The sequence below is a fragment of the Sphingomonas citricola genome (assembly GCF_019429535.1).
GTDB classification, from domain to species: domain Bacteria; phylum Pseudomonadota; class Alphaproteobacteria; order Sphingomonadales; family Sphingomonadaceae; genus Sphingomonas; species Sphingomonas citricola.
The window spans coordinates 22,527-35,349 of record NZ_JAHXZM010000008.1; the positions used below are offsets into that span (position 1 = coordinate 22,527).

At 65.4% G+C, this 12,823-nt stretch carries 4 protein-coding genes and 1 tRNA gene; all 5 read right to left on the bottom strand.

From position 1 onward, the window contains the following. Positions 1-422: 422 nt before the first annotated feature. A complete protein-coding gene (locus KZ810_RS16230) occupies positions 423-6,512 on the bottom strand; it encodes a M10 family metallopeptidase C-terminal domain-containing protein (RefSeq protein WP_219770174.1) in 6,090 nt (2,029 codons plus the stop codon). Between the two features lie 936 nt (positions 6,513-7,448). Further along, positions 7,449-8,771: an HlyD family type I secretion periplasmic adaptor subunit gene (locus KZ810_RS16235; protein ID WP_258045048.1), complete on the bottom strand. Its 1,323-nt coding sequence runs from the start codon at positions 8,769-8,771 to the stop codon at positions 7,449-7,451. 8 nt (positions 8,772-8,779) lie between these two features. Next, entirely contained in the window at positions 8,780-10,516 is a 1,737-nt protein-coding gene (locus KZ810_RS16240; protein WP_219770175.1) for a type I secretion system permease/ATPase, read from the bottom strand. Further along, positions 10,513-12,207, bottom strand: coding sequence for a TolC family protein (locus KZ810_RS16245; protein WP_219770176.1), 1,695 nt, complete (start codon positions 12,205-12,207; stop codon positions 10,513-10,515). Before KZ810_RS16245 ends, KZ810_RS16240 begins: the two co-directional genes overlap by 4 nt. 347 nt (positions 12,208-12,554) lie before the next feature. After that, positions 12,555-12,631: transfer RNA gene (locus KZ810_RS16250), tRNA-Pro, on the bottom strand. Positions 12,632-12,823 lie beyond the last annotated feature (192 nt).

Here is a 12,823-nt window from a genome sequence, read left to right on the forward strand (position 1 = left end):
CTAGTCTGGGTCCATATCGATTGCGTAGCTGACCGATAGCTCGACGATCCAGTTGTGCAGGTCGCAACGCCCCACCGCACGTGTTCCGCCTCGGCGCTGCGCCCGCACCAAGCCGCACTGATGCCGCGGCACCGTGGATCGCATCAGCGACCATGAAACCTGCCGAGTAAAAAGCTGAACCGCCTCGCGCACTCAGGTCGAATTGCGGATCAAGCGTGTGCGATCAAGTTGCTAGCTTTTGACCCTCATTACCTTGGAACTGACTTGTCCTATCCATCTCGAGCTCTCGATTGATCGGGCTCATAGAAAACGGGCTGGCCGTGAGGCCAGCCCGTTTGGTGGTGATAAAGCCGAAACCGCAACGGTCGCGGGCCGACATCATGCTGGATCGTAGAACGATCCTTGACGCCGGCCTGTGATCGTTACGCGATCACCAGATGCTGGCTGTGTGCCACATCGCCGATGTCGTTCTGCCAAGCCGACCCGCTGAACAGCACAGCGTCACCCGTGTTGGTGCTGACTGCATGGTCTGCGCCATCAACGAACGCTGCCGCCACGCTTGCGGCGGGTGCCGATGCTGCGGACGAAGTACCGAGCGAACGTCCTTCCGCGAAGCCGTAGAGGACGTAGTGGCGAGCCAGCGCCTCGGCATCGTTGCCGAATGCCGCCGCCAGATCAGCATTGGCTGCCGCATAGGCCTGGGCATTGAAGGTGATCGTGCGGTTCTCGTTCGCACCGTATTGAATGAAGTGCTGTGCTGCGGCTGCTTCGTTGGGGCCGAATGCCTGGATTAGATCCCCGTAAGAGGCGAGGTACTTCCAGCCATCAAAGGTGGTGCTGCGGTTCTCGCTAGCGCCATACAGGATGTAATGCTGTGCACCACCCTCTGCATTGGTGCCGTAAGCGGCCCGAAGATCGCTGTACGAAGCGATATAGTCGAGCGCGTTGAAGGCCATGCCGCGTCCTTCGGCGAAGCCGTATTCCACGAAATGTTGCGCACCCGCAGCAGCATTTGTGCCGAATGCAGCGCGCAGATCGCTGTACCCGGCGATGTAGCTCAACCCGCTGAACGTCGCCGTATTTGCGGTCAAGCTGGAGAAGGATTGTAGCGAGCCATTGAGGAAGCTGCCTTGTTCGATGTTGGCAACCTCGACAGCGCTGCGTGCGGCGACAAGGAACGTGCGGCCCCCCGACGCGAGCAGTTGGTAGTCGGCCTGGAACCCACCAAGACTAAGCGTGTCGAAGCCGTCTCCGCCATCAATACGATCAAACCCGGCATCGGGCTTGATTGCTGCGTTCCCGGTGACCGTGACGATCGTGTCATAGCCGCCACCGCCATTCAGCACGTTGTTGCCGCGGTTACCGAGGATATAATTGTTCTCGTCGTTGCCGGTACCATTGATCGACGCGGTTCCGGTGAGCAGCAGTGCCTCTACGTTGGCGCTTAGCGTGTAGCTGACGCTGCTCGACACGAAGTCAGTGCCACCGTTGCTGGATTCCAGCACCTGATCGTTGACGTTGTCGACTACGTAACGGTCGTTGCCCATCCCACCGGTCATGATGTCGGCGCCCGATCCGCCGTCGAGCAGGTCGTTGCCATCCCCGCCGTTCAGCGTGTCGTTGCCGGCCAAGCCGTACAGGTTGTCGTCACCGCCACCGCCGCTCAGGATGTCGTTACCCGTCGCGCCGGTGATCGTCTCGTTGCCGTCGAAGCCCGTCAGCGTCAGATTGCCGATGAAGCCGTCGAAATTGTACGCCGTGAACCCGCCGGTGTAGCCGTTGCTGATCGTGAAGATCGTCACGAACCCGTTGGTCGTGCCGGCCCCGTCGCGGTCGCTCTGGAGCAGCAGGTCGGTGCCCGACTGGATTAGCCGCAGATGACCGCTGGCAAAAGCGTTGCTGTTGGCGGTGTAGCCGGTCAGCCCTCGGTTGAGGAAGTCCGTCATCTCGAACCGGTCGCCGGCATTGCCGACCTGGAAGTCGGTAACGCGGTTGTCGCGCGCAGTCGCGGCAACCTCGGTCGACGTCGCGGCACTGCTACCGACACCCAATTGGATCGTGTCGGCGCCCGCACCCAGCGTCAGCTGATAGTTGTTCACCCCCGATGCGCCACGCATGCTGATGCTAACGGTATCGTTGCCACTACCCGCATCGACCGTCGCATTGGCGACGCCGGTCAGGATGATGCGGTCGTTGCCCGCACCACCATCGACGCGCACCACGTCGAGGGCGCGATCACCGGTCACACCTGCCGCGAGATAGGTCGCAGTCGACAACCCGTCGGCAACGGCGGCAAGCGCGCCGGTCAGCGAGCCGCTGCGCAACTCGATGATGTCGTTACCGTCGCCGCCATCCATATTGATGATGGTTGCGACCGAACCGGCACGCGTCACCAGCAGGCTGTCGTCGCCGCCATAGCCGAAGAGCGAGTCGGTCTGCGCCAGCTGCGTGGCGGTGCCGATGCCATTGTCGATGATGAGGTTGAAGCTGTCGTTGCCGCGCAGCGTATCACCGAAGCTCGAACCGGTCAGATACTCGATCCCGATCAGCGTATCGATGCCCTCGCCGCCGGTGTCCTGAGCCGTACCCTGGATGCGCAGGTCGACGTTCACGCCCGCGGTCGCATTGACGTAGGTCGCGGTGTCAAGGCCTTCGCCGCCGATCAGCGTGTCGTTGCCGAGCCCACCCGACAACGTGTCGTTGCCGTACCAGCCGTCGAGGATGTCGTCGCCCTCGTTGCCGACCAGCGTGTCGGCGGTACCACCGCCGCGCACGTTGTCGTTGCCGGTGCCGCCCCGGAAAATTACGCGCTCGACGCTGGTGAACGAGCCGATGTTGGTGCCGTCAAGCGTGATCGCGCTGTTGCCGTCCAGGTTGCCGAGGTCGAACGACACGCCGCCTGCACGGCCGGTGTAGTAAGCATAAGCCGTGTCGGTGCCGTCGCCGCCGTCGAACGTGTCGTTGCCGCCGTCGTTGGTATATACCTGGGTCAGCCCGTTGATGGTGGCATTGGCAATGCCGCCCACCAGCGTGTCGTCGCCGTCACCGCCGCGCAGGATGTCGTTGCCGAGCCCGCCGACCAGGATGTCGCTACCTGCACCGCCTTCGAGCACGTCATTGCCATCGGCAACGCCGGCGGTGGTGTTGAAGGTGTTGACGTAGTCACCAAACATCACGTCGTTGCCCGCGCCGCCAATCAGCGTGTCATTGGTGCCGCCACCGATGATGAAGTCGGCCAGCGCACCGCCGACGAGGCGGTTGTCGGTGCCGTTGCCGCCCGTCAGATTGTTGCTAGCGGTCGCCGAGCCGATGATGTTCTCGATGTTAGTGATCGTGTCGCCCGCGGCCGCGCCGCTGGTCTGCGCGGTGGTCAGGTTGAGGTTGACCGCCGCGCCGAGCGTTGCGGCGGAATAGTCGACCGTGTCCGACCCTGCGCCACCGTTGTAGCTGTCGCTGCCACCGCCGTCGAAGAAGATGTTGTCGCCCGCGTCGCCGGTGACCGTGTCGTTGCCCGAGCCGGTGCGAACGTTCTCGAACCCGATGATCGTGTCGTTGCCGACACCGGTGTTCTGCGCCGTGGTGATGCTCAGGTCGACTGTCACACCCGTGCTGCCGGTGAACGCCACGGTGTCAACACCTGCACCGCCGTTCAGCGTATCGTCGCCCAGACCGCCTTCGATCACGTTGGCGTTGTCATCGCCGGTCAGGACGTCGTTGCCCGCACCACCGGTCAGGTTCTCGATTCCGCGCAGTGCCGCGATCTGCCCCCCCGCAACGGCAGCAATGCCGTCGTTCGCACCGCGCAGCGTGGCGGTGACGCTCTCGGTATAGCCCGAGAAGGAGGCGGTGTCCGAACCCGTGCCGCCGTCGAGCAGGTCGACGGTGCCACCGGCATTGCCGCCGGTGCGCAGCGTGTCGTCGCCCGCGCCGCCGTACAGCGTGTTCTCACCCGCGTCGCCGGTCAGCGTGTCGTTGAACGCCGAGCCGAGCAGGTTCTGGAACCCCGTCAGCGTGTCGTTGCCAGTGACGCCGGTGTTCTGCGCCGTGCCCTGCAGCGCGAGGCTGACGGTCACACCCGCCGACGCACCCGCGTAGGAGGCGGTGTCATTGCCCGCACCACCGATCAGCGTGTCGTCGCCGAGCCCGCCCTCGATCACGTTCGCATCGGCGTTGCCGATCAGCGTGTCGTTGAGCGCAGAACCAATCAGGTTCTCGATACCGATCAGCGTGTCGCGGCCCGCAGCCACCGTGTCCTGCGCCGTGCCCTGGATGTTCAGGTCGACGGTAACGCCGGTCGTCGAGCCACCGCTGAACGCGTTGGTGAACGCCGCGGTATCGTTGCCGCTGCCGCCGTTCAGCACGTCGTTGCCGAGCGTGCCCGCGATATAATCGTTACCCTCGCCACCGTCGGCGATCAGGCTGCTGTTGTTGGTCGCGGTGGTGGTAGTGGTCACCACGGCCGAGTTCGCCAGCGAGATGTTGAGCTGGTAGGTCTGCCCCGCGATCAGCGGCTGCGCGGTCGCAGCGCCGTTCCACAATCCGACGCGGATGTAATAGGTGCCCGCGGTCTGGAAGGTGTAGGTCAGGTACGCGTCGTCGTGGCCCGGGTAGGTTGGGTCGCCCGTACCGGTGTCGTTCGATGCGATCACCACACCAGCCGAGTTGACCAGCTCGATGAAGCTGTCGTCGAGCGTGCCGGGACCGTCGATGTCGAAGATCGCCTGCGAGCCCGGCACCGTCACGTCAATGCGGTAATATTCGAGCGAGCCGCCCGCCGCGGTCGCGTTGATCGTCGCGTGCGGGAGCGAGGTCGAGTTGGTGATGTCCGGATTGGCGTCGACGTCGTAGGCGCCCGCGGTGGCGACTGCGGTCGCGATGCTGCCGTTGTTGATCGACTGCGGCTTGGTGATGTCGGGCTGCGACGGAGCCGACACGGTGGTGGTGGTGGTGAACCCGCCACCGATCAGCCGGTCGTCACCCGCGCCGCCCGACAGCGTGTCGTTGCCGCTGGCACCGCCCGACAGCGTGTTATTCTGGCTGTTGCCGGTGATCGTGTCGTTGCCGACCGTGCCCTGGATGTTCTCGATGCTGCGCAGCGTGTCGGTTTCGCCGTCATGAGTGACGATCACGTCCGCGCCGGTATCGTTCAGCGTCACGTTGACGCCGGTGGTGTTGGTGAACACCACCGTGTCGCTGCCGGCACCGCCGTCGAGCACGTTGTTGGCGGTGTTGCCGACGAACACGTCGTTGCCCGCACCACCCTTGGCGTTCTCGATCAACGAGCGCGCGTCGTTGTTGTAAAGCAGCGACATCGCGATGTTGCCGGGCGCCAGCGTCGTGATGTTCTGGTACGCGGTATTGTTGGCGAGCTGCGCCTGGTCGACGGTCGAGAACTGGCCCGGACGCAGGTCGATCGTGACGCCGTTGGCGTAGTTGCTGGCGTCGATCGTGTCGTTGCCGCCGCCATCCCAGATGGTGGAGAAGATCTTGTTGCCCGACGGCGCGCCCTGGCCGACGCCATTGATGAACATCTCACCCGTAGTCTGGCTGAAGGTGTAGACGCTGTCGGTCGCGTTGGTGGTGTAGTTCGCGCCGTAGAGATACTGCAGCGCGGCCAGATCATACTGCATGTACGTCTGCGGCTGGTTGATCTTGTCGCCGGCGAAGCCGCCGGTGCCCGGTGCCGGGGTGTAGGTCATCAGCGACCATGCCTGACCGTCGTTGTCCGGGGTCAGCGACTGCGTGCCGAAGCGCGGCGCAGTGCCGAAGTAGAACGACAGGTCGCTGTTGGTGTAATCCTGGTGCCCGTGCTTCAGCCCCATCGTGTGGCCGATCTCGTGCATCATGGTGGCGTAGCCCCACGTGCCCTTGTTCGCGAGATCGTAATAAGGCTGACTGGTGCGACCGAACCAGATGTCGCCTGCCGCGCTCTGCTTGTCCGACGGGAAGCCGCCGTACGCCGAGGCAACATCGTTGTCCGCGGTCTGCGAGATGCGGATGTTGGCATGCGTCGTGTCGGTTTCGGTGATCTCGGTGAACTTGAGGTTCGTCGCGGCCGAGATCTGCGCGAATGACGCACGCGCCGCCTGCTGCTGCAGCGTGCCGAGTGCGAGATGGTAATTGTCGACGCCAGCGTTCAGCGGCGTGCTGCCATTGTAGTTCGAGCCCAGCGTCGGGAAGCTGTAGGTGAGCTCCAGCGTGCCCCACTTCGACCCGATCAGCGTCGCGTCGACGTTGCGGTTGCCGGTGAACGAGCGCGTCCCGTCCGGATTGGTGACGAGGTTGAGCAGGACGCCGAGCGGATTGCCCGCGGGGTTGGCGTCGGTGATCCCATCAGTCGTGTCCGGTGCGGCGGTGTCCTTGACCTTGCCGTGCAACGCTTGGTCACGCAGCCCCTTGCAGATCGGGCAGTCGCAGCCCTGCACCACCGTCTCGTGGTTCATCTCGGCCAGCGGATCCCAGGTCACACCGCCGCCATTGGTTGCACCCAGGCCAGTCTCGGAAATGCTCATCGATCGTTCCCCTCTCGGCACGATTGTAAGGTTCCACCCGGCAAAGGCGCACAAAACACCCCGGTTACCCGCAAATCGCGACAATATAATTGTTTATTCATGTTCCTGTAATGCTGGTCAAGCGGTGAACGTGTCGCTTGTTACGATTGTTTGCAGTGTGCGATTGACAGCATGATAGGGTGCAGGCTGGCCGGTGCGGCTCGTTGGAGAAGGTGATGCAACGTTATCGTTCACCCCGGGGACTTTCGCCCTTGTGTGCCACCCCAATCGCGGGGGCATTGCTGATTGTGCCGGCGTCGGCACAGGAACCTCGCGCGGATGCCGCACAACAGGGCCCAATCCTTGAGCCCGTGTCTGCCGCCGAAAACCTGCACCCGGCGAGCGTTGCCGCGTCGCGGTTGAACGACGATGCCGCGTCGCATGGACGCAGGATCGTCTCAACCGCGTTCGTCCAACTGGGCCCAGACGCATGGATGCGACTGGAAATGCGCGATGGTGGTGTGCTAATGTTGCAGGACGTGACGATGGAGCCGTACACTGTCTGCGGTGCTACAACAGCGCGGGGGGGCGCAGCCAAACGGCGCTGTATCAATTATTCCCAGGTTACACGGGCCCGTCCAGCCGATCCGCCCGCTCGTATCGATACGATCGATGTCGGCCCCGGCCAACGCGCGACCGAACGCACACCACCTGCTCGCTGAGTGGCTTCGGTGCGACAGACCCAGTCCATTGCCGTGCAACAGTGATGCAAGGTCGGGCGCACGATCACTACTTATTCAGCGGCAGCATTCCGCGCCGACCACAAGCAAATGGATCGCGATGTTGCTGCTGAACGACGGTCTTGCTGATTTCGCCTGAACACATGGCGCGTAGGCAGTCGTATGAGGCACGACAAAAGGCCAAGTCATCCGCTACAGGCGGATGACTTCCTCCGCACTATTCGCGCAGCGCTTCCTCGCTCAGTCGAGTAAACGGCGTCAGGATGTAGGCCATGACCGAGCGCTTGTCGCCGATCAGGTTGACGTCGGCGGTCATGCCGGGGCCGATATTGAGGCGGCGTCCTTCGGGATCGCGGAAGTTCTCCGCGTCGGCGCGGACGCGGACGATGTAGTGGCTCTCGCCGGTGCGCTCCTCGACGGTCGCGTCGGGGCTGATCGTAATAACGCGGCCTTCCATCCCGCCATAGATGCCCGATTCATATGCGGTGATGTTGACGCGCGCACGCTGGCCGATGCGGACCGCGGCGATGTCCTTGGGCGCGACCAGTGCCTCGACGGTCAGCGCGTCGGCGCTCGGCACCACCTCGACAATCGGCTGGCCTGCACCCACGCTCGCGCCGACCGTTGAGACGAGCACGCGGTTGACGCGGCCGTCGACCGGGGCGGCGACGGTCGCGCGGCCGAGCCGGGCGACGAGCGCGGGCATCGCCTGTCGCCGGGCGCCCAACTCACCCTGCGCGGTGGCGAGATCAGCACCTGCTTGCGCGCGCCACGCGCCGCGGACCTGCGCCAGGCTCGCGCGTGCCTCGGCAACGCTCGCCTGCGCGCGCGCAATTGCGGCGGATGCCTGCGCCGCGTCGGTGGTCGCGACCGCGGCTGCGTTCTCGTACTGGATTAGCGTCATGCGCGGCTCGATCCCGCGCTCGACCAGAGGGCGCATGACCTCGAGCTGGCGACGTGCGCCGTCGCGTGCCGAAACGCGCGACTGGTACGCCGCCTGTGCTTCGGCCACCGCGCGGTTCGCCTGCGCCTCGCGTGCGGCCGCGGCTGCGCTCAAACTCGCGAGATCGCTCATCCGTGCAGCGTGAAGCGAGCGCTCGATCGCGATCTGCTCGGCGACGTCAGGGGTCGTCGCAGGCGGATAGGCGGGTTCACGTCCCGCGATCTCGGCCTCCAGTCGCGCGATCTTCGCCGAAAGCGCACCGACCGTCGCCTGCGAGCTGCCAAGTTCGGCACCCGCCTGCGTGCGATCGAGCCGGACCAGCGGCTGCCCACGGCGCACCAGATCGCCCGCGCGCACCAGGATCTGCGACACGATGCCGCCCTCCAAATTGCTCAGCACCTGCAAGCGGCTCGACGGCACGACGCGGCCGGGTGCGTGAACGGTACGGTCGAGTTTCACGACGCTCGCCCAGACGATGAAGATCACGACGAAGCCTACGATCAGCCACAACAGCAGGTTCGATACCGCCCTCGGCTTGATGCGGTCGGTCAGATCCTCGAGGTGGGTGTGATGCGTGTCGGTCATCGTATCGGTCATGCTGTCCCTCATGCCACCGCGCGCGGACGCTGGAGGGCCTGGAGCACCTGGTCGCGCGGTCCATCCTGGACGACGCGGCCACCCTCGACTACGACGATGCGCTCAACCAGCCGCAGTAGTGCGGGGCGGTGGGTGATGAGTACGAAGGTGCGGCCTTTGAGCTCGGCCTCCAGCCGCTGAATAAGTTGTGCCTCGCTGCCCTGATCCATCGAGCTGGTCGGCTCGTCGAACACCACCACCTGCGGGCGGCCGGCGAGCGCGCGCGCGAGGCTGATCGACTGGCGCTGTCCGCCCGACAGCCCCTCGCCGCGATCAGCAAGTTTGAGGTCGTAGCCGTTGGCGAGCTGCCCCATGAAGGCGTGCGTCCCCGACAGTTCGGCGACGCGCAGCATCTCGGCATCGTCGACATGGCCGCGTTCGAGCACGATATTCTCGCGCACCGTGCCCGACAGCAGCACCGGCTCCTGCAACGCGGTGCCGATCAAGCCGCGCATTGCATGCGGGTCGTACTGTCGGATGTCAGTGCCGTCGATCATGACGAGCCCCTCCTGCGGCGGGTAGAGCCCGAGGATCAGCCGCGCGATCGTCGACTTGCCCGACCCGATCCGGCCCAAGAGCGCGACGCGCTGGCCAGCGGGAATGACGAGGTTGAGCCCGTCGAGCGTCTTCTCCGCCGCGCCCGGATAGCGGAACTCGACGCCCTTCAGCTCGATACGGCCCTCGAATTTGGTCGGGTGGAGCGCGCCCGCGCCGGGTTCTTCCGACCCCGTCTCCATCATCGCGTTGATCTGCTTGTAGGCGGTGCGCGTCGCCGACAGGCGCGTCAGCAGCGTCGCGATCGTCGCGAGCGGCTGCACCGCGCGCCCCGACAGGATCGAGCAGGCGACCAGCGCGCCCGTCGTCAATTTGTGGTCGGCGATCAGGTACACGCCCGCGACGACCGTTCCGGCATAAGCGAGCGTGTTGGCCGACACCGACACGGTGGTCGCGATCGTCGACACCAGCCGCTGGCGCACCGACGAGTCCGAATGCTCCTCGTTGGCGCGCTTCCACCGCCGGCCGAGCAGCCGCGCCGCGCCCGAGGTCTTGACCATTTCCAGCGCGCCGACGGTTTCCACCAGCACGCTCTGCTTGGTCAGCCCCTGGCTCATCGACTTGGCCGAGAGGCGATCGAGCGCGGGGCGCGTCAGCCAGCCTGCACCGATCACGATCGGGATCGCGGCGAGCGGCACCCACACGATCGGTCCGCCGAGGATCGCGATGAACGCGAGCGTGACGATGATGAACGGCACGTCGACCAGCGCGGTCATCGTCGCCGAGGCGAAAAAGTCGCGCAGCGTCTCCAGCTCGCGCATCATGCCGGTCAAGGCGCCGGTCGAGCCCTTCTTCTGGTCCAACCGGATTGCGACCAGCCGGCGAAACACGCGCCCGCCGATGTCATGGTCGATGTCTGCGCCCGCGAGATCGGTGAAATAGGCGCGCAGGATCCGCAGCAGGAAGTCGAACACGACCAGGATCATCAACCCGATCGACAAGGCGATCAGCGAGGAAAAGGCGTTGTTGGGGACGACGCGGTCGTAGACGGTCATCGTGAACAGGGAGGTCACGAGCCCGAAGATGTTGATCATCGCCGCGGCCACCGCGACTTTCAGGTAAGTGCCCTTGTTGCGCAGCATCGGCTCGACCAGCCACGGCGCGAAGCGCGGGCGCGGGTGGTCGACCGCGTGGGTGTCGGTGTCGGTCATCGTGGTTCCAGCGCGGCGGGTTGGATGTTGAGCGCAGGGAGCAGCCGCCCGGTGCGGGCGAGCAGCGCGTAGCGCGCGGTGTCGAGCTCGATCGTGGTCTGAATGAAGCGCGCAGCGACGCCGAAGTAATTGTTATCGGCCGCCAGCAGGTCGAACAACGTGCCGCGCGATACGCGAAACCGCTCCGCCAGCACATCGCGCGAGCGTCGACTGGCGAGATAATTTTCTTCGATCGCGCTTTGCGCGTCGCTCAAGGCAGACACGTCGGCGAGCGCGATCTCGGCGTCGCGGCGCACCTCGATCTGAGTGCGGCGCAATCGCGCGTCGGCACCGCTCGCGCGCGCCTCGGCCTGCCCGATGCGTTGGTCGATGCCGCCCCCAATCCGCATGCTTAGTGTCAGGCTGCCGCGGATGTCGTAGTCACGCGAGGTTTCGATGATGCCGTAGCGCCCCGCATCGATTCCGGCGGAGAGCTGCGGCAAGCGGTCCCCCTGGAGCGCACGCACGTCGGCGCGCGCCGCCTGCACGCCTAGCCTGGCGGCGCGCACCAATGGCAGCCGGTCGGTTTCACCCGACAGCGTCGCCGCGGTGATCCCGCCGAGAGCGGGTAGCGGCGCGCGCGATAGGTCGGCGGGCGCGGGTTCGCCGATCACAGCGACATATTGCGCCTCCGCGCTGGCGAGCTGACGGCGGAAGTCGGCGAGCTGTGCGGCGGACGAGGCGATGTAGCTGTCTACCTGCGCGATATCGCCCGCGGCCGCGGCACCCTGGCGGATGCGCAACTCGATGCTGCCGCGCAGCTCGCGCTGGCTGTCGGCGAATGCCTCGCTCAAGCGCACCAGCGCGCGATAGCCGTAAACATTGTACCACGCCGACACCGCCTGGAGCGCGAGGCGGGTGGCGGTGTCCTCGACGCTCGCCTGCGCGCCCTCAAGCCGCGCCTGCGCCGCACGAATGCGCGCGTTGCTGGCGCCGAAGTCGATCACCGGCTGCTGGATGCGGACGAGGCCGTCGGTGCGCGCGCGCGGACGCGATCGCTCCAGTACGTTGCCGGGATCATTCGAGAACGCGCGGTCGATCACCTGGAAGGTCGAGATCGACAGGTCCGCGGTCGGCAACTGACGCGCGCGTGCCTCGCCGCGTGCTTCACGGGCTTCGTCGACCTGCGCGCTCGCCTCGTCGAGCGACGGGTTGCGCGTCACCGCCGCCCCGATCGCGCGCGCGAACGTATCGATGGAGGTCTGCGTGCGCGCGAGCCGCAGGATCGGATCGCTGCCGGCGTCGATGTGGAGCGGGTCACCACTCGGCACCGGAAGTCCACCAGGACGCGCGCGGCGCGGCAGTGCGTCGCTCGTGGGGGCGGACGGCAATTCGCCGCGTGGTGCGGTGGGGGTGAGCGGCGCGATGCTAGGGCCAAACGGGACGGGCTGCGCGGCCGGGGCAGGGGATAGCGGTGAGCCCGACGGCACCTGCGCCGGCAGCGGCAGCGAAGGAGAGGGCGGCAGCGGGCGCGGTGTCGCTCCCTGCTGCGGATTGACCACCAGCGAGCCCTGCGGCTCGCCGCGTGGAGCCGAGGATGATAGCGGGGAGGTGGTTGTCGACTGCGCGAGTGCGGGAACAGCGAGCAGCGGGGTGAGCAATGCGGCGGACAGGCCGGCGCGGAACGCCGCGCGGTGCGTACCGCCCGTCACTGCACCCGCCAACGTTTTATGTTCCCGTGGCATCGCCCCTGTACGGCCGACGCCTTTCTCCACTGTCACGTCGTTCCACCCCGATCCCGCGCCGCTGCCACCGTTCTACCGGTGCAGCAACACTCGGGAACAATTTTCCCGGAAGCGGGTTCTTTGCGCCGTTTTCACGCAAAATCTACCATAATAACAATCGTCACCACCTTACGCGTACGATTAGACGTGTGCCGATGCAGTGCAGCGACAGCGGGGTGATGGTCGGCAATTTGGAAGAGCGCGCAGCATATTAGTTTGCTGGCACAGGCAGCATGCGGCGAGCGCCGACATGGAACGATCGGATGGACGATCAATGGTCGGGGAGACAGGATTCGAACCTGCGACCCCCTGGTCCCAAACCAGGTGCGCTACCAGCCTGCGCCACTCCCCGACGCACTCCGCCCTGTAGCGGAAGCGTGCGTGCGGTCAAATCACGTTATTGCCCGCTCGGGACGAGCGGTAAAAAGCTGGTCGGGGAAAAAGGAGCACCTACTCACAAAGCAGGTGCTCCTAGTTTCATGCTGAACCGGCAATATGGCAGCAACATTCAGTAACACAAGGCGCCATCCCCTCCTCGACAGGA